This is a genomic window from Martinezella sp. CNPSo 3959, assembly GCF_057784355.1.
Genome location: NZ_JBXSOV010000007.1, coordinates 72,251 through 89,389, shown reverse-complemented (window position 1 = coordinate 89,389; position 17,139 = coordinate 72,251). Strand labels below are relative to the sequence as shown.

Sequence of the window (17,139 nt, the reverse complement as noted above, 5' to 3'; positions counted from 1 at the left end):
GATCAGTCCTCGGGGTGAGCGGCAGAAACGAAGCCGCCGCCCTGATAGACGATTGCGGGATCGTTTGGATCCTCAGCGGGTGTTCTCGACAGAATTTCGGCCCGCCACGGCGCTGCGCTATCGCGCGGCTTCCAGCCGAGGAAGGCTGCGTTGCCGTTGTCCCACCATTGCTCGTCATTGTCCGAGACACCGTAGACGATCGTGTGGCCGAGACGCGGGGCGTTGAAGGCGCAATCGCACAGCGAGACGAAATCCCTGATGCTGAACCAGGTGGCGAGCATGCGCGTATTGCGCGGCTCGGGGAAGCACGAACCAATACGTACCGAAAGCGTTTCCTGGCCGAACTTGTCGAAGTAGAGGCTGGCGACCGCCTCGCCGAATACTTTTGAGACGCCATAGAGCGAATCCGGCCGTGTCGGCACCTTGTTGTCGATCCGCTCGTCGCGACGGTAGAAGCCGATCGTGTGATTGGAGCTTGCAAAAACGATGCGCGGCTTGCCGGCGGCACGCGCTGCTTCATAAAGATTGTAGAGGCCGACGATGTTGCCTTGAAGGATCAGATCGAATGGCTTCTCGACCGAAATGCCGCCGAGATGGATGATCCCGTCCACACCCTTGACCATCGCCTCGACGCCGCCACGGTCGGCGAGATCGCAAGCGACGAAACGCTCGTTCGGACGCAAGTCGCTTATCGGCGTGAGATCGGATAAAACGACATTCTCGGCAATTTGCGACAGAAGCGGCCTGATCGCCTGCCCGACGCCACCGGCGGCGCCAGTCAGCAACAAAGTCTTCAGCATGGATTGTCTCCCGGATCGGTCAATTCGGCGGGCAGCCTATAAGATGGTCCTTCGCCCGTCATCACATATATCGGTGGGATCAACATGAAGCATGTCGATAAAGTCTAGGCTGTCTGTGGATGTCGCTGCGCGTCGTTGTCGAACGTTTCGAGACTGACGACTGCCTTGATGGGCAGATGATCCGACGCCAGGCGCGCCAGCGGTGAATCATGCACCTCGACCGCGGAGATCATGCCGCGGCGATTTGCCATGATGCGATCGAGCGCCAGGAGTGGCAACGTCGAGGGAAAGCTCGGAACAGCAGGGGGAAGCGGGCCGAAGGCGGCCTGGAAGGTATTGAGCGATGAGCGATCGCCCAGCCGCCATTCATTGAGATCGCCAAGCAGGATGGTCGGCATCTCGCTGCCGTCATTCATGAGATCGACGATCAGACGCGTCTGCTGCGCACGAGAACGATGTAGCAGGCCGAGATGTGCGGCGATGATCCTGAGGCTTCCGCCGCGCGCCAATTCCAGTTCGGCAATGAGTGCGCCGCGCGGCTCCAGCCCGGGCAGATTGATCTGATGGACATCGCGAACCGTGCCCTGCTTGAAAAGGACGACATTGCCATGCCAGCCATGGGCCTTGGTGACGCCGGAGATCGGCACCGGAATAAGCCCTGTTTCCCGCTCGAGGCGGCGCAGATCAAGGATACCCGTGCGTTCCCCGAAACGGGTGTCGGCTTCCTGCAAGCCGATGATATCGGCATCGATTTCATGAATGACGCGGCTGGTGCGTTCCGGATCGAAGCGGCGGTCGGCGCCGACGCATTTGTGGACATTGTAGGAGGCGATCAATGTGCCTTCCGGTCGGTCCACCTTGCCGCCAGCCGGCTTGGGGCGCGATTTCTTGCGGTTCTTCAGGCTTTCCAGAATGCTCGCACGGAGGCTCTCTTTCTTCTTTCGCATCTATCCGTCGACCGTTCCTTAATCAGACCATGTCGGGCACATGGGAAAGAGTATAAGAAGCGATCGTTGGCCTTGTCATGTAAAAAGGCTGCGACCAGGCCAGATTGTTCGGCCGAGCGAGCGTCAGAGATAGGGCGAACCGAGCCAAAGCACCTTTTCGACAAGTCTGACGATGAAGGGCCGCGCCCGAAGCTTTTCGAGATCGACCGGATGCGCCGTTTCGAGGATTGCGCCGATATGCGCATCGATCGTGCCGGCAAAGCCGCGATCGAGCACCTCGAGATCCACCTCGAAATTGAGCCTCAGCGAGCGCGGATCCAGATTGGAAGAGCCGACGTAGGCCCAGATGCCGTCGATGGCCAAAAGCTTGGAATGGTTGAAGGCGCCTTCTGCGCGCCAGATGCGGCAGTAATTTTTCAGCATCTGGTCGAATTGCGCTGTCATGGCTCGGTCGACGAGCACGAGATTATTGGCTGTCGGCACGACGATATCGACCTCGACGCCGCGCCGGGCTGCTGTCACCAGAGCGCTGATCAGTTCTCGATCGGGCAGGAAATAAGGCGACATGATGCGGATGGATTTGCGCGCCACCGACAGCGCACCAATCAGCATCTTATGATTGGTCTCGACGCTGCGATCCGGGCCGGAGGCGACGACCCGCATAAAGACTGGGGCACCCGGCTCGTTGGAAGGGGCGGCAATTCGCCATTCCGGGGCGTTCAGGACCTCGCCCGTGGTAAAACGCCAGTCTTCGGCTGCGGTATTGAAAAGATCGGCGATTGCCGGGCCTGTGACGCAGAAATGCATGTCGCGGGCGCAGTGATCGCGAGCGAATTCGCGCGTAAAACCCTGGCGTATGTTCATGCCGCCGGTAAAGGCAATTCGCCCGTCGATGCTGAGGATCTTACGGTGGGTGCGCAGATTGGCGTAGGGCAACCGGAGGCCGATGATGACATTGCCGTTGAAGACGTCGACCTGGACGCCGCCCTGACGAAGATAGCCCATGATGCTCGGCACGGAGTAGCGGGCGCCGACGGCATCGATCAGCACGCGGACGCTGACGCCGCGTTTGGTCGCGGCAATCAGGGCATCGGCGATGCGAAGGCCGATCGGATCGCGATCGAAAATATAGGTTTCCATCAGGATGCTGCGTTCGGCGCCATCGATTGCGGCTTTCATCGCGGCATAGGCGACATCGCCGTTCGTCAGCATCTCGATCGTATTGCCGGTGCTCATCGTGTAACGGACGACACGGTCGCCGAGCGTCTTCATTGAGCCGAAACGTTCGCCGAAGAGCCGCCGCACCTCGCCGTCATCCGCGTCGAAGCTGGAGAGCTCGCCATTCGCATCCTTGCGAAAGAGCGCGTCTCGCTGCGAGCTGAGGGAGGCCCGGCGGATGCGATTGATGCCGGCGACAGCATAGAGGACGGCACCGATGATGGGGGAGAGGATGATGACGCCGACCCAGCCGATCGCGGCGCGGACATCCTCTTTGGTCATGGCTGCATGGATTGCAGCGGCGGCCCCCATCGCGATGGAAAGGACGGCGAGAATTTGGCCCCAATGGGCGGCCACGAGGTCGATCATGATGCAAGTATATCCTTGCGCGCAAAAGCTGCAATGAGCCGGCTTGCGGTCATCAGAAGGCTATCGGTGCGAAAATTCATCCTATTAGATAATTTTAATTGAACCCCGTTGTCACCGCCTTCATAGTTAGGGTGCTTCGGCTGCTTCGCTACCGTCCCCCACGGTAAATCTGTCTTTCGTTTGAAGCACCACTGCGGTTCGAGAGTCGAGACCGAAGAACGCTTGACCTAGTGTCTTGACTGCTCGGGGGAGGCGTAAAGCCCGCATTTCAAGAACGGGCATTGTTCATCAAAACCATGTTCAATGATGCGAACGGAGAACAGCAGATGTTGGAACCTCGGGACGAATGGATCAAGAAACGCGCATACGCCATATGGGAAGAGGAAGGTCATCCTTCGGGACGCGACGCCGAGCACTGGGCGCAGGCGAGCAGCGAGCGTATTGCGCTTGAAAAGACTGTAGCAAACGGCAGCACGATCGATATCAAGCCAAAAGCGAAGCGCAAGACGGCGGTCGCTGCGGCGGCTGTTGCCGAGGAGAAGTCGGCCAAACCCGCGAAGAAAACGCCGAAGAAGGCTGTAGCGCCGAAGGTGTAAGGCGTGTCGGTCTTAAGAGTGTGGCGGAGACAGGAGCGGCCTGTTGGCAACGGCAGGCCCTCTCTCTTTCAAAAGACAACGGCCGGCGGAATATTTGCAATAATTCCGGTGATTTGGCTCTCCTGCGCGACATAGTTGTCACACATCGATGCTACGAATTGCGAAGGGAGCTTAGCAATGGGTCGTAGCGACATCGATGATAGGGAAATGACCATTGCCGCAATCGTTGCGGCGTGCTGCGTTGCCTGTTTTGCCAATGGGTTTGGAGCGATGCGATGACATCTCTCCTTATATTGACCGCGCTCTATCTGCTGGCCGCCTTGGTCCTGATTTTGATCATCGATCGTTCAGTCGGCATCTTTTTCCCGGCTTCGGCCAAGCAATCTGCCGCCGCGCGGCATGATCGGCGCTTCCGAATGCTTCCAGCCAATCTGCTGTCCAGTAATCGCAATTCGCCCGGGCGGATCTCGGAACCTTTTCTCTGACGACGGGTTGGTTTTTCGTCCCAACAAGGAGAAAGATCATGCCCCGAGGAGACAAATCGGCCTATACGGACAAACAGAAGCGCAAGGCTGAGCATATCGAGGAAGGATATGAAGACCGCGGCGTCTCCAATGAGGAGGCGGAGCGGCGTGCCTGGGCGACCGTCAATAAGGAAAGCGGCGGCGGCAAGAAATCCGGCTCCGGCCGCGGCCATCCCGAAAATCACGAATCGTCCGAAAAAGGAGGCAGGATCGGCGGACGCGCTGCTGCCAAGCGACCGGCTGCGGAGCGTTCCGCCTCTGCGAGGAAGGCGGCGGCGACGCGTAAACGCCACGAGCATAATGCGCGCAGCTAGCCTCCCCGTTGGAGGTCTCGCCGGACCTTTCTCACAGGCCGACGATGACATTCACAGGGCCTCTGACGCATATGTGTAGCCCATACCGTCGGTCGCCACTTATCTTCTGTACCATCGACGCTAAATTGTAGGCTTGCGATGCGCCGATGGTGACGGTGACGAGAATATGCCCGTCGCTACGACTGCCGCGGCTGGCGTTTTCAATTCTCGGGAGGGAAAAACCGAATGGCTTACGAACTCTATTATTGGGATGGCATTCAAGGGCGCGGCGAATTCGTTCGGCTGGCGCTGGAGGAGGCGGGTGCGGAGTATGTCGATGTTTGTCGCGGATCGGCAAGCAAGGGGCAGGGAATGCCCGCCATGTTCGCCATCATGGGCGGAAAATCCGACTTCGATCTTCCGTTTGCGCCGCCATTTCTGAAGGATGGCGATCTCGTCATTCCGCATGTCGCGAATATCCTGATGTATCTCGGGCCGAAACTCGGGCTTGCTCCAAAGGATGATGGGCGGCGCCACGTCCTGAATGGCCTGCAATTGACCATCACCGATCTCGTCGCCGAGGTACACGACACGCATCACCCGATCGCAACGTCGAAATATTACGAGGACCAGAAGCAAGAGGCCAAAGCGCGCGCTGCAGAATTCATCGAAAACCGCATTCCCAAGTTTCTCGGCTATTTCGAGAAAGTGCTTCAGCAGAACCCCGAAGAATCGAGCCATATTTTCGGTGGCGAATTGACCTATGTCGATTTATCGCTATTCCAGGTCTATGAGGGATTGCACTATGCCTTTCCGCGCGCGACAAAGCATTTTGAGCGCGATTATCCGCATCTGACTGCGCTGCACGCAGCTGTCATGAAACGGCCTAACATTGCTCGCTATCTTCAGTCCGATCGCCGCATTCCCTTCAATGAGAACGGCATTTTCCGGCACTATCCGGAACTGGACAAAGACGTGGCCTGAGCGATGCTGTTTTATCAATTCATTCCTGCATGCTGGATCATCTGGCTGTTGATCTGGCTTTTCGCCTCGTTCGGCGTCAAGAAAAGCGTGCGGCAGGAGGATCCGTTGTCGCGGCTCGGCAATACCGCGCCGATCTGGATCGGCGCTTTCCTGCTTTCAATCGATCCATCCTGGTTCGGCCCCTTGCGATATCGTATCATTCCGCAAGACCCTGCATCTTATGCAATCGGTGCTGCTTTGACCTTCATCGGTCTGCTCTTCGCCGTCTGGGCGCGCTATCACATCGGCAGAAACTGGAGTGGCGTGATTACGCTCAAGGAGGATCACGCGCTTGTACGCTCCGGTCCGTATGCGCTTGTCCGGCATCCGATCTATTCCGGCCTGATGCTGGCCATCATCGGCTCGGCAATTGCGCGAGGCGATATCGCGGCGGCCCTGGCCATCGTCGCCGTTCTTTATGCCGTGCTGCGCCGTGTGCGGATCGAGGAAAGCTGGATGAGCGAGACCTTCGGCTCGGCCTACGCCGACTATAAGGCCAGCACGCCGGCGCTGGTCCCGTTTCTCGTGTAGCGTCAGACTTTGAGCGGCGATGCCGCCTTGAAGAAATCCGCCCAGGGATCGGTGCTCGATCGGCCGAGGCGCGATGCTGCATTCTTGACCGTAAAGGAAGCGGGCCCGATCGTGTCGTCCAATTCTTCCCAATTGACCGGCATCGAAACGGCCGCGCCCTTTCTGGCGCGTGTCGAATAGGGTGCCACGGCAGTATTGCCGCGACCGTTGCGCAGATAATCGATAAAGATGTGACCAGCCCGCTTCGCCTTGCTGGCGACCGACAAATATGTCTGCGGACTATCGGCACTCATGGCATGGGCGATCGCTTCGGCGGCATCCTTGATATCAGGCCAGGTCGCCTGCGGTTTGACGGATGCGACCACATGCAGGCCCTTGCCGCCAGAGGTTTTGACGAAGGAGGTTAGGCCCAGGGCTGCGAACCGCTCCCTGATCTCTTTTGCCGCGGTCACGACCTTGCTCCATGCGATATCCTCGCCGGGATCGAGGTCCATGATGATCATGTCGGGCTTTTCCCAATGATCGATCGTGGTGCCCCAGGGGTGTATCTCCAGGGCGGCTGATTGGACGAGCGCAGCGAGCCCGTCGAAACTCTCGATCTTCAAAAGTTTTGCAGCGTCTTTGTCTTCAGGATCGGCGATTTCAGTGATGTTATGATTGATGCCTTTCCAGGCGTGTTTCTGGAAGAAGCGTGGCCCATCGATGCCATCGGGGCAGCGCAAGAGGGCGAGGGGGCGATTGATGACGAATGGCGACATGCGCTCCCACGCCAGGGCATAATATTCGAGAAGATCGTGTTTGGTAATATTATCGTCGGGCCAATAGACCCACTCCGGATGGGTCAATTCCACCGACGTCTTGATGCCGTCGTGAGTGGGCGTCTTTGCCATCTGCATGCGCTCCATCTTCCTCGACGCGAAGGCCCCGCGTCGGGCAAGACTAACATTGCCCGACGCACAAAGCGACCGCTGGCCGCATCTCACGGCATCAGCTGGCCGCCATTGACCTCGATGATCTGGCCGGTGATGTAACCGGACAGAGTGGGAGAGGCGAGGAAGAGGTAGGCGCCGACGCAGTCTTCCGGCGTGCCGACGAATCCCATGGGAATCGTCTTGCGCTGCAGTTCCATCTGCTCGTCGTTGGTATAGCGCTCATGGAACGGCGTTGCGATGACGCCGGGTGCGACGGCATTGACGCGGATCTTGTCGTTGACGAATTCCTTGGCGTGGCCATGGGTAATGGTCGAGACGAAACCCTTGGAGGCGGCATAGAGAATTGCGCCATTGCCGCCGCCATTGCGCGCGGCAATCGAGGTCGTGTTGATGATGAAGCCGCCTTGTTTTTTCAGGTGAGGATGAGCGGCACGGGTCGCCGCAAGGACGGAGCGTGCATTGAGGTTCATCACCCGCTCATAGTGCTCATCCGTCATTTCGGCGGTCGGAAGCCGCCCGAGCATGCCGCCGGCATTATTGATCAGGCCGTCGAGGCCACCCAACGCGTCTACCGCATCCTTGACGACGCGCTCGGTCCCGCCGTCTTGCGAGACATCGCCCTGAATGAGATGGACGGTTCCGCCGCCAGCCTTGATTTCATCGGCCAGCTTTTCCGCCGGTTCGCGGCTTGCATTGAAGTGCAGGCCGATTTTCATGCCCTGTGCGGCAAAAGCGCGTGCCACGGCGGCGCCGATGCCGGTCGAAGCGCCCGTTATCAATACTCTTTTGCCGGCAAGATCGGGAATGCGAATGGACGCAAGCGATTGCGTGAGTTCTGCCATGACGACTCCTCCTGAACGTCAACCAATCATACGACGAAATATGCCTTTGTCTTATCAGGCTCGGGGGCGAAAAGGCAATCATGCCAAGTTCGACAAAGGACGATATGTCCTTTGTCGAGGAAGCGTCCTTAGTCGCCGGAAAATAAAAGGGTTTTTCTTGTTTTTGAAGTTAAGGTTTCGATCGAAGTTGCAGAAGCATCGCTCCATGTCCATCCCGCAAGCGAACAAAACGATCTGGCGTAGCGCCGTTGCGGCAGATAAGGAAGCTACCAGGAGAGTCGAACGCTTGGGCCTGTTCACGATGAATGATGGCGACTGACTTTCAGCAACGGGGTAGGACCGAGGATATCATGACCAAGAACAAGCTGATCCGTTTCGACGTCGCCGACAATCAGGCCGGCGGCCAGCGTCGCCCCTTCGCCAAGGCCGTCAGGGCAGGCGATTTCGTGTACGTTTCGGGCCAGGTTCCGACCATCAACGGCGAAATCGTCACGGGCAATATCATCACGCAGACCGAGCAGGTCATTGCTAATATCAAGGATGTCCTTGCCCTTGCCGATTGCACACTCGAGCATGTGGTGAAGGTCAATGTGTGGCTGGATGACGCTCGCGATTTCTCGAGCTTCAATGCGGTATTCGAAAAGCATTTCATCGATCATCCGCCAGCCCGTTCGACCGTTCAGTCGCCAATGATGGTCGATGTGAAGGTGGAAATGGACGTCATTGCCTACAAACCGCTCGACTGACCGAGCGCTGTTTTTTGCCTCGATTGCGGTGCGGCAAGGGCTGCATCGCAATCCATCTCGCGCCCATTTGCGATGGCGCGCCCAGATGATCAATCTCCCGACTATCTGCCTTAAAATCCCAAAGCGTGCCGGCCGCCGCCTGCTTCGGTATTGCGGATAGGCGCCGCTTTTTCTCGATTGCGGCTCCGTGCGACCGCATCTCCAAGCGCGCTGCCACCAGGCCGTAGTCCTCGCTATATCCGCGCAATTTCCAGTAGCGGCGGAGTGCGTGCCGACATCGGCGACAATCCTTCAAACCTCAAAATCAATGCCTGTTGATTTCCAATCAGCGATTGACGAGCCTCAAAACTCGCTATTAAATCAATTTGATTGACTACTCCAAAACAACAAGAGGGGTTGGAAATGGGAATGAGGAAAAGGTCATTGCGCAATCTATTTCAGCGGACATCATTGGCAGCGGCGGCGCTTGGCGCTTCGCTGGCGTTCGGTGCAGGCACGGCATCCGCGGAATCCGTGCTGACGATGCACATCGAGGAGCAGACCAGCTGGGTCAGCAACTTCAATCCCTTCGATCTGGCCGGTCGTCGCCAGAGCACGATGGATTTCATCTACGAGCCGTTGGTCATCTTCAACGCCAATGACGGCGGCAAGCCGGTCTGGCGGCTTGCGACCAGTTACAAGTTCTCCGATGATCTGATGTCGATCACCTATGAGCTGCGCCCCGGTGTGAAATGGTCTGACGGACAGCCGCTGACCTCGGCCGACGTGAAATATACGATCGACCTGATGCTGAAGAACCCGGCCGTCGATACGGTCGGTGTCGGTCAAACAGTCGCATCGGTCGAGGCACCGTCGCCGACAGCAGTGACGATCAAGCTCAAGGCCGTGAATTCCGAATTCCCCGAATCCCTGGCCGATCTCGCCGTCGTACCGGAGCATATCTGGAAGGACGTGGCCGATCCGGTCGCTTTCAAGAACGAGAAGCCGGTCGGGTCCGGTCCGATGACCGAGGTTCGCCGCTTTACGCCGCAGGTCTATGAGCAGTGCCGCAATCCGAACTACTGGGATGCGGCATCGCTGCACGTCGATTGCCTGCGCCTGCCGCAGATCTCGGGCAACGACCAGATGCTGGCGCTGCTGCCGGAAGGCACCGTCGATTGGATCGGCTCGTTCCTGCCGCAGATCGACAAGACCTTCGTCGCGCTCGACCCGCAGCATAACGGTTACTGGCAGCCGCCGGCGGAAACCGTTGCCTTCGAGATGAACTTCAAATCCACGAATGCCGGCAACCTCGAGGCTTTCAAAGATCTCAATTTCCGCCATGCGTTCAGCCTGGCGATGGATCGCAAATCGATGGTCGATATTGCCGGCTTCGGTTATCCGGTCGTCAACCTCCATGCCAGCGGCCTGCCGCCGCGCTTCGAAAGCTGGCGCAACAAGGCTGCCGAAGGCGACAAGGACGCTTTCATGGGCTTCGACACCGACAAGGCGAACAAGATCCTGGATGACGCCGGCTACAAGAAGGGTGCGGATGGCTTCCGCACCACACCGAGCGGCAAGCCGATCACCTTCGCAGTCATCGTGCCGAACGGTTGGACGGACTGGATCGATGCCGTGCAGATCGCCGTCGAAGGGCTTCGCGCCGCGGGCATCAACGCCTCGGTTGCCACGCCCGAATACGAGCAGTGGCGCAAGCAGCTTCTCGACGGCAGCTTCGATGTGGTCATGAATTCGCGCGCCGATAGCGCGACGCCGTTCCAGGGCTACTATCAGAGCTTGTCGACGGCCTATGCCGGCAAGCTCACCGTCGCCGCGCCACGCTACTCCAACCCGAAGCTCGATGCGCTCTTCGATCAATATCTGAAGTCGTCTTCCGATGATGATCACAAGAAGATCTTCAACGATATCCAGGTTCTGATCGCCGACGATTTCCCGGTCGTTCCCGTCTTCAACGGCCCGACCTGGTATCAGTATTCCAGCAAGCGTTTCGCCGGTTGGGTCACGGACAAGGATCCGGTGATGAATCCGGAAAACCACGACAACAACCGCATGCGTCTCATGCATCTTCTGCGTCTGAAGCCGGTCCAATAAGGCCAAAGCGAAGGAAGCAGACATGCGTGTTTCGAGCCGGCGCCTCGGCGTCTATGCGGTGGCTTTGGCCTTCGCGATCGTCGTGAACTTCATTCTTCCCCGGCTTATGCCGGGGAGCCCCGTCGATGCCATGGTCGCTCAGCTCGGGCCGCGGGCGACACCCGCGGCCGTGGAGGCGATCAAGGCCCGTTTCGGCGAGATCGATCAGCCGATCATGATGCAGTTCCTCGACTACCTTAAAGGCCTCGCCACCTTCGATCTCGGCGTTTCGGTCAAATACTATCCGCACACGGTGGTCCAGGTATTGAGCCGGGCGACGCTCTGGACCATCTTCCTGGTGGTCACGGCGATCATCTTTTCGCTGTGCGTCGGCGTCATCCTCGGCGCGGTCGCGGCCTGGAGCCGCGGCGGGCGGTTCGATACGATCGTATCGCCTTTCGCAGTCATCCTGTTTTCGATACCGCCCGTCATCGTCGCGCTCACGACCCTGTTCGTCTTCGCCGTGTCGCTGCGCTGGTTTCCCGTGGGATATGCCTATGATCCCAATCTCGATCCGGGCTTCAATTTTACCTTCTTCGGCAGCGTCTTCGTGCATGCGATCCTGCCGGTCCTGACGCTGTCGCCATTCCTTATCGGCGAGTTCCAGACGACGATGCGTTCGTCCATGATCGTCGTGCTCGGCGAAGATTACGTGACGATGGGGCGGGCCAAGGGACTTAGCAACCTTGCCGTCATGTTCGGTTACGGCGCCCGCAACGCGCTTCTGCCTGTGCTCACCAACCTGGCGCTTATGCTCGGAGCCGTCTTCGGCGGCTCGATCGTTACCGAGATTGTCTTCAATTATCCGGGTCTTGGGCTGACGCTGTTTACCGCCAGCGTGGCGCGCGACTATCCCGTCATTCAGGGGCAATTGCTGCTGATGACGCTTGCGACGCTTGGCGCAAATTTCCTCGTCGACATCCTCTATGGCCTCGTCGATCCGCGATTGAGGGAGGCAGGCCGATGAGCTTCTCCTTCCGATCCATTTTCAGCCAGAAAAAGGCACTTGTCGGCTTCGTCATCGTTGCGGCGCTATGTCTGATGGCGATCTTCGCCCCGATCATCGCGCCGGGCGAACCGGGCGCCCGTGTCGGCCGCTCGCATCAGCCGCCATCAGTCGAACATGTCTTCGGCACGACGAAGATGGGCCGCGACGTCTACAAGCAATTCGTCTGGGGCGCGAGAAGCTCGCTGTCCGTCGGCTTCGCCACGGGCATTGCGATTACCGTGCTGGGCACGGCCATCGGCCTGATCGCTGGCTATACCGGCGGCAAGACGGACGCTGCGCTCGACCTTGCCACCAACGCCGTCCTGGTCATCCCGAACATGCCGCTCCTCATCCTGCTCGCTTCCTTTGCCGGCACGGTCGGGCCGATGACAATCATGACCATCATCGCCCTGACGTCCTGGCCCTGGGGGGCGCGCATGACGCGGTCGCAGACGATGGCCTTGCGCAACCGCGATTTCGTCACCGCCGCCAAGATGATCGGCGAGCCGGCATGGCGTATCATCTTCGTCGAGATCCTGCCGAACCTGACGCCGCTCATCGGCATCAACCTGGTCGGCAGCATCATCTACGCGATCGTCGCCCAGACCACGCTCGAGTATCTCGGCTTCGGCGATCCGCTGAAGGTTACTTGGGGCACCATGCTCTACAACGCTCAGAATGCCTCGGCCATCATGGTCGGCGCCTGGTGGGATATCGGCATACCGGCCATCGGCATCGCGCTGACGGGGCTTGGTCTCGCGCTGATCAACTTCACCTTCGATGAAATCGCCAATCCGCAATTGCGTTCCGGCCCAGCCTTGACCCGCTGGTTCCGCCTGACACGAGCTCGCAACCGCATGATGAGGACCGAGCAATGAGCGGCAATCTGCTTGAGATCGAACATCTCAATATCGACTATTTGCTCGACAAGGGCGATTTCCGCGCGGTGAAGGATGTATCCTTCAATATCGGCCGCGGCGAAATCTTCGGTCTTGCCGGCGAATCCGGCTGCGGCAAGAGCACGATCGCTTATGCGATCACCCGGCTCTCCAAGGCGCCGGCCTGGATCAGCGGTGGCAGCATCCGCCTTGACGGCCAGGATCTGCTGAAGATGCCGGAAGGCGATCTGCAGAAGATCCGCTGGAAACGTATCGGCATGGTGTTCCAGAGCGCCATGAATTCTCTCAATCCGCTCATGCGGGTGGAGGCACAATTCCACGACGTCTTGCGTCGCCATACGGGATGCACGCGTCAGGAATCGCGTGCGCGGGCCGAAGAAATGTTCAAGCTGGTCGGCATCCCCCCGCATCGCGTCGGCGATTATCCGCACCAGTTTTCCGGTGGCATGCGCCAGCGCATCGTTATCGCCATCTGCCTGGCGCTGCGTCCTGAACTCATCATCATGGACGAACCGACAACGGCGCTCGATGTCGTCGTGCAGCGTGAGATTCTCGAACAGGTTCTCGACCTGCAGCAGACCTATGGCTTCTCGGTGCTGTTCATCACCCATGACCTGCATCTGATGGCGCAGCTTTGCCACCGCATCGGCGTCATGCTGAGGGGCGAACTGGTCGAGGTCGGTGATGTCACTCAGGTCAGCCAGTCGCCCGTTCATGAGTACACGCGCAAGCTTTGGAATGCCATCCCGCAGCTTCCGGCCAGCGCCCATCTTCCCGGAGTTTTCGCATGAAACCGCAGATACAGGCTGTGACTGCAGAACCCGTCATCCGGCTGGATGATATCCAGCGCCATTTCGGCCCCGTGCACGCGTTGAAAAGCGTCTCCTTCTCGCTATTCGCGGGAAAGGCACTTGCATTGGTCGGCGAATCCGGCTGCGGCAAGACCACCTGCGCCCGCATCATTGCCCGCCTCGACAAGCCGACTGCCGGCCGGCTCCTCTTTCGCGGACAGGATCGCACGGCGCGAGGGGCGAGCAAGGACGAGCGGATGTACCGCAAGGATGTGCAGATGGTGTTTCAGGATCCGTTCTCCTCGCTCAACCCGGCCTTCACGATCAATCATCACATTGCAAGGCCACTGCAGTTGCACGGTAGCGACAAGCCGAAGGCCGAACGCGACGAGGATATAGCGAAGCTGCTGGAGAGTGTCGGGCTCGATCCTGCGGTGACACGCCAGAAGTTTCCGCACGAACTCTCCGGCGGTCAGCGCCAGCGCGTCAATATTGCCCGAGCGCTTGCAGTTTCTCCGAGCGTACTGGTGGCCGACGAGCCGACATCGATGCTCGACGTCTCGATCCGCAAGGATATTCTCGATCTGCTGGCACGGGTAAAACGGGAAAACGATCTCGCCATGCTCTACATCACCCATGATATCGCAACGGCCGCTCATGTTGCAGAGGAGATCGTGGTGATGTTTGCCGGCCAGATGGTCGAGTGGGGCGAGACCGATGCCGTCCTCGCCAGTCCGAGGCACCCCTATACGCAGCTTCTGCTTTCGGCGGTGCCGGATGGTGGCCGCAGGTTCGTGACCGGCGGCAGCGCCCGCTTCCTGGAGCAGGCGGAGAAGATCCGCGCGCTCAGCCGGCCGGTCTCGACAGTGGTCGAGGAGGTCGGCCCCAATCATTTCATGCGTGCGCTCGTCACATCGAATTAGGAGGAATTCCCCTTGGACTACCTGGTCAATCTATCGACCCTGCCGATCGACATGCAATCGGCCGAGCGCATGGCGAAGGCTGATGTCACCATCCGGCGTGCGCTGCCGCCGGAGCTGCGTGTTATCACCGGCTGGGTGGCGGAACATTTCAGCCGGGGCTGGGCGAGCGAGACGACTGTCGCGATGAGCCGCCAGCCGCCGACATGCTTTATTGCCACGCGCAATCGGGAGCTTGTCGGCTTTGCCTGCCACGAGGCGACGGCACGCGGTTTCTTCGGCCCGACCGGCGTCGACGAAAGTGTCCGCGGCCTCGGCATCGGGCGTGCGCTGCTGTTTGCCTGCCTCAACGATCAGAAGGCCATGGGCTATGCCTACACCGTCATTGGCGATGTCGGCCCATCGGAATTCTACGAGAAGACGGTCGGCGCGATCCAGATCCCCAATTCCGCACCCGGCATCTATGCCGGCATGCTCAAGCTTTGAACGATACTTTCAGGAAGAGAGAATGCTCATGTCCACACCGCGATTCCTGGCTTTGCGGCTTGAAACAACCTGGAACCCGCCCGCCGACGACAAGGAGTTTTCCTATGTCCTACGGCTGAAGAACTTGTCATCAGAGCCGCTTTCCGGCTTCGCGCTCTGTGTCAGCGGCCCCGGCCGCGTCGATCCCTCCGGCGTCGTCGAAGGCGCCACGGTCACGAAACGGCTGTCCAATTTCACCGAATTCCAGCCGCCGGAAGGCTTCATACTGGCTGGCGGTGAGACATGGACCATCACGGTGCACGCGCTCAGCTGGCCGTTTCGCCATTGGACTGACGGTGCCACCAGTGCTTATCTGGCGCTTTCCGATGGAACTGCCGTGTCCCTTGCCACTGAGCCGACGCGCACATCGTCAAGCAATGCGCCTTTGAAGCGCGGCGCCGAAATCTATCCCGTTCCGGCCAATCCTCCTGTTCCACTGGCGATCATTCCCTGGCCGAACCGCGTTGCCGTTTCGTCGCGCCGTCCGCTGCCGGCAGGCTTTGCGCTGAAGGCGACGACACTGGAAGCACAGGCGGCGGCTGCAAGCTTCACGGCTCTGGTCGAGCATCTCTTCGCGGCCGAAGGTCTCGTCCGCTCCGAGGCGGAAGGTGCAGCCACGGTGGTGCTGCGTCAAACGGAAGGTCTGGGCCCCGAAGCCTATAGGCTGGAGTTTGCCTCGGAGAGCGTCACTGTCGAGGCGAGCACCCGGGCCGGCTTCGTCTATGGCCTTGTCACTATCGGCCAGATCTGGCGCGGAGCACGCCTGCATCCACAGGCTTTCCATTTCCCGGCCGCCGGCGAGATCGTCGACGAGCCGTCCATGAGCTGGCGCGGCCTGCATCTCGACGTCTCGCGCCAATTCTACGGCACGGCTGAAATCAAGAAGCTGATGGCGGTTCTTGCCTGGAACAAGCTCAACCGCTTCCATTGGCATCTGTCGGACGACGAATCCTGGCGTGTCGAGATCGATGCCTATCCGGCATTGACGGAGATCGGCGCATGGCGGGGCCACGGACTGCCGTTGCCGCCGCTTCTCGGCTCGAGCCCGGCTCGCACCGGCGGCTATTATACCAAGGCGGCCGTGCGCGAGATCGTCGCTTACGCCAAGGGCTTCGGCATCGAGATCCTGCCCGAGATCGATATGCCCGGCCACTGCTATGCGATGCAGCAGGCAATCCCGGAGCTTCGCGATCCGAACGAAGTCGGCAGCTATTATTCGGTGCAAGGCTTCCCGGACAATTGCATCAATCCGGCGCGCGAAAAGACCTATAAGGTCATCGAGACCATCCTTTCTGAACTGATCGAACTCTTCCCGTTCAAGACGATCCATATCGGCGCCGATGAAGTGCCGCTTGGCGCTTGGTCCGGCTCCCCGGAGGCGCTTGCCCGTCTGCGCGAACTGGCCGGCGACGAGGTAGCGGAGGCCCATGCCAAGCGCCTGAACGTCATCACCAACACGCACGGGGCCGACGATATTCACGGCTCGGGTGCTGCTGTCCTGCAGGCCGAATTCCTGGAGCGTATCCAGACGTTTCTTGCCTCGAAGGGCTGCATAACCGGCGGCTGGGAAGAAGCGGCGCATGGTGACAGGATCGACAAGGACAAGAGCTATCTCTGCAGCTGGCGCAATGTCGAAGTGGCGGCTGAGCTCGCTGGACGTGGCTACGAGATCGTCGTCTGTCCTGGCCAGGTCTATTATCTCGACATGGCGATGCGCCCGGACTGGGACGAACCGGGCGGCAGCTGGGCCGGCTATTCCGATGCGGAGAAGATCTACACCTTCGATCCCGTCGGCGGCTGGACGGATGCGCAGAAGGAGAAGCTTCGCGGCATCCAGGCCTGCATCTGGTCGGAACCGATGACCGACCGCGCCGTTTTCGACCGGCTCGTCTTCCCACGTCTTTCGGCGCTGGCGGAAACCGGCTGGACCAAGCCTTCGGCCAAATCCTGGGAGCGATTCAAGGCGCTCGCGGGCACGATGCCGCTGCTTTACGGCCTGCATCAATTTTGACAGCTTGATGCATGGCCCTCAGGCGCGACCCAGCAAGGTCGCGCTTGAGCAAGG

18 protein-coding genes are annotated in these 17,139 nt (G+C 59.5%); 13 read left to right on the top strand and 5 right to left on the bottom strand.

What is annotated here, in order from left to right:
* Nucleotides 1–2: 2 nt before the first annotated feature.
* From AC13RE_RS16780 to AC13RE_RS16770, 3 genes are all read right to left on the bottom strand, one after another.
* A complete protein-coding gene (locus AC13RE_RS16780; protein WP_488563766.1) occupies nt 3–800 on the bottom strand; it encodes an NAD-dependent epimerase/dehydratase family protein in 798 nt (265 codons plus the stop codon).
* A 104-nt stretch (nt 801–904) separates the two neighbouring features.
* A complete protein-coding gene (locus AC13RE_RS16775) occupies nt 905–1,747 on the bottom strand; it encodes an endonuclease/exonuclease/phosphatase family protein (RefSeq protein ID WP_488563765.1) in 843 nt (280 codons plus the stop codon).
* A 123-nt stretch (nt 1,748–1,870) separates the two neighbouring features.
* Entirely contained in the window at nt 1,871–3,334 is a 1,464-nt protein-coding gene (locus tag AC13RE_RS16770) for a phospholipase D-like domain-containing protein (protein WP_488482668.1), read from the bottom strand.
* Nucleotides 3,335–3,660: 326 nt separating this feature from the next.
* Between AC13RE_RS16770 and AC13RE_RS16765 the strand changes: the two genes are divergently transcribed.
* The 5 genes from AC13RE_RS16765 (at nt 3,661) to AC13RE_RS16745 (ending at nt 6,301) form a co-directional block, all read left to right on the top strand.
* Nucleotides 3,661–3,930: a DUF2934 domain-containing protein gene (locus AC13RE_RS16765; protein WP_112398567.1), complete on the top strand. Its 270-nt coding sequence runs from the start codon at nt 3,661–3,663 to the stop codon at nt 3,928–3,930.
* A gap of 293 nt (nt 3,931–4,223) precedes the next feature.
* Complete coding sequence (locus tag AC13RE_RS16760) at nt 4,224–4,415, top strand: hypothetical protein (RefSeq protein WP_488482669.1); 192 nt, start codon at nt 4,224–4,226, stop codon at nt 4,413–4,415.
* A gap of 38 nt (nt 4,416–4,453) precedes the next feature.
* The gene (locus AC13RE_RS16755) at nt 4,454–4,768 is read left to right on the top strand and encodes a plasmid stabilization protein (protein ID WP_488563764.1); all 315 of its coding nucleotides are present in this window, start codon (nt 4,454–4,456) and stop codon (nt 4,766–4,768) included.
* Nucleotides 4,769–4,993: 225 nt separating this feature from the next.
* Nucleotides 4,994–5,731 (top strand): glutathione S-transferase, encoded by a 738-nt coding sequence (locus tag AC13RE_RS16750; protein ID WP_488563763.1) that lies wholly within the window; start codon nt 4,994–4,996, stop codon nt 5,729–5,731.
* A 3-nt stretch (nt 5,732–5,734) separates the two neighbouring features.
* A complete protein-coding gene (locus tag AC13RE_RS16745; protein WP_488563762.1) occupies nt 5,735–6,301 on the top strand; it encodes a methyltransferase family protein in 567 nt (188 codons plus the stop codon).
* Nucleotides 6,302–6,303: 2 nt separating this feature from the next.
* On the opposite strand, the gene ligD is transcribed toward AC13RE_RS16745, so the two are convergent.
* Nucleotides 6,304–7,197 (bottom strand): non-homologous end-joining DNA ligase, encoded by an 894-nt coding sequence (gene ligD / locus AC13RE_RS16740; protein ID WP_488563761.1) that lies wholly within the window; start codon nt 7,195–7,197, stop codon nt 6,304–6,306.
* 83 nt (nt 7,198–7,280) lie between these two features.
* Nucleotides 7,281–8,075, bottom strand: coding sequence for an SDR family oxidoreductase (locus tag AC13RE_RS16735; RefSeq protein WP_132718107.1), 795 nt, complete (start codon nt 8,073–8,075; stop codon nt 7,281–7,283).
* 350 nt (nt 8,076–8,425) lie between these two features.
* On the opposite strand from AC13RE_RS16735, the gene AC13RE_RS16730 reads away from it, so the two are divergent.
* From AC13RE_RS16730 to AC13RE_RS16695, 8 genes are all read left to right on the top strand, one after another.
* Nucleotides 8,426–8,821 carry a RidA family protein gene (locus AC13RE_RS16730; RefSeq protein ID WP_488563760.1) on the top strand — a complete coding sequence of 132 codons (396 nt, stop codon included), beginning with the start codon at nt 8,426–8,428 and terminating at the stop codon, nt 8,819–8,821.
* Between the two features lie 402 nt (nt 8,822–9,223).
* Entirely contained in the window at nt 9,224–10,912 is a 1,689-nt protein-coding gene (locus AC13RE_RS16725; RefSeq protein WP_488563759.1) for an ABC transporter substrate-binding protein, read from the top strand.
* A gap of 22 nt (nt 10,913–10,934) precedes the next feature.
* Complete coding sequence (locus AC13RE_RS16720) at nt 10,935–11,918, top strand: ABC transporter permease (protein WP_488563758.1); 984 nt, start codon at nt 10,935–10,937, stop codon at nt 11,916–11,918.
* Nucleotides 11,915–12,817 (top strand): ABC transporter permease, encoded by a 903-nt coding sequence (locus AC13RE_RS16715; protein WP_112603870.1) that lies wholly within the window; start codon nt 11,915–11,917, stop codon nt 12,815–12,817. Before AC13RE_RS16720 ends, AC13RE_RS16715 begins: the two co-directional genes overlap by 4 nt.
* Nucleotides 12,814–13,629 carry an ABC transporter ATP-binding protein gene (locus tag AC13RE_RS16710; protein WP_488563757.1) on the top strand — a complete coding sequence of 272 codons (816 nt, stop codon included), beginning with the start codon at nt 12,814–12,816 and terminating at the stop codon, nt 13,627–13,629. Before AC13RE_RS16715 ends, AC13RE_RS16710 begins: the two co-directional genes overlap by 4 nt.
* Nucleotides 13,626–14,552 (top strand): ABC transporter ATP-binding protein, encoded by a 927-nt coding sequence (locus AC13RE_RS16705; RefSeq protein WP_488563756.1) that lies wholly within the window; start codon nt 13,626–13,628, stop codon nt 14,550–14,552. The genes AC13RE_RS16710 and AC13RE_RS16705 overlap by 4 nt, the downstream gene beginning before the upstream one ends.
* A 12-nt stretch (nt 14,553–14,564) precedes the next feature.
* Nucleotides 14,565–15,035, top strand: a complete 471-nt coding sequence (locus tag AC13RE_RS16700; protein WP_488563755.1) for a GNAT family N-acetyltransferase — start codon at nt 14,565–14,567, stop codon at nt 15,033–15,035.
* Nucleotides 15,036–15,057: 22 nt separating this feature from the next.
* The gene (locus tag AC13RE_RS16695) at nt 15,058–17,085 is read left to right on the top strand and encodes a beta-N-acetylhexosaminidase (RefSeq protein ID WP_488563754.1); all 2,028 of its coding nucleotides are present in this window, start codon (nt 15,058–15,060) and stop codon (nt 17,083–17,085) included.
* Nucleotides 17,086–17,139 lie beyond the last annotated feature (54 nt).

Bases quoted from the DNA above. Each gene is read 5' to 3' on its own strand.
- AC13RE_RS16705 (WP_488563756.1), top strand. From the start codon at position 13,626: ATGAAACCGCAGATACAGGCTGTGACTGCAGAACCCGTCATCCGGCTG.
- AC13RE_RS16750 (WP_488563763.1), top strand. From the start codon at position 4,994: ATGGCTTACGAACTCTATTATTGGGATGGCATTCAAGGGCGCGGCGAA.
- AC13RE_RS16780 (WP_488563766.1), bottom strand. From the start codon at position 800: ATGCTGAAGACTTTGTTGCTGACTGGCGCCGCCGGTGGCGTCGGGCAG.
- AC13RE_RS16755 (WP_488563764.1), top strand. From the start codon at position 4,454: ATGCCCCGAGGAGACAAATCGGCCTATACGGACAAACAGAAGCGCAAG.
- AC13RE_RS16720 (WP_488563758.1), top strand. From the start codon at position 10,935: ATGCGTGTTTCGAGCCGGCGCCTCGGCGTCTATGCGGTGGCTTTGGCC.
- AC13RE_RS16765 (WP_112398567.1), top strand. From the start codon at position 3,661: ATGTTGGAACCTCGGGACGAATGGATCAAGAAACGCGCATACGCCATA.
- AC13RE_RS16715 (WP_112603870.1), top strand. From the start codon at position 11,915: ATGAGCTTCTCCTTCCGATCCATTTTCAGCCAGAAAAAGGCACTTGTC.
- AC13RE_RS16735 (WP_132718107.1), bottom strand. From the start codon at position 8,075: ATGGCAGAACTCACGCAATCGCTTGCGTCCATTCGCATTCCCGATCTT.
- AC13RE_RS16770 (WP_488482668.1), bottom strand. From the start codon at position 3,334: ATGATCGACCTCGTGGCCGCCCATTGGGGCCAAATTCTCGCCGTCCTT.
- AC13RE_RS16725 (WP_488563759.1), top strand. From the start codon at position 9,224: ATGGGAATGAGGAAAAGGTCATTGCGCAATCTATTTCAGCGGACATCA.
- AC13RE_RS16695 (WP_488563754.1), top strand. From the start codon at position 15,058: ATGCTCATGTCCACACCGCGATTCCTGGCTTTGCGGCTTGAAACAACC.
- AC13RE_RS16745 (WP_488563762.1), top strand. From the start codon at position 5,735: ATGCTGTTTTATCAATTCATTCCTGCATGCTGGATCATCTGGCTGTTG.
- AC13RE_RS16710 (WP_488563757.1), top strand. From the start codon at position 12,814: ATGAGCGGCAATCTGCTTGAGATCGAACATCTCAATATCGACTATTTG.
- ligD (WP_488563761.1), bottom strand. From the start codon at position 7,197: ATGCAGATGGCAAAGACGCCCACTCACGACGGCATCAAGACGTCGGTG.
- AC13RE_RS16775 (WP_488563765.1), bottom strand. From the start codon at position 1,747: ATGCGAAAGAAGAAAGAGAGCCTCCGTGCGAGCATTCTGGAAAGCCTG.
- AC13RE_RS16730 (WP_488563760.1), top strand. From the start codon at position 8,426: ATGACCAAGAACAAGCTGATCCGTTTCGACGTCGCCGACAATCAGGCC.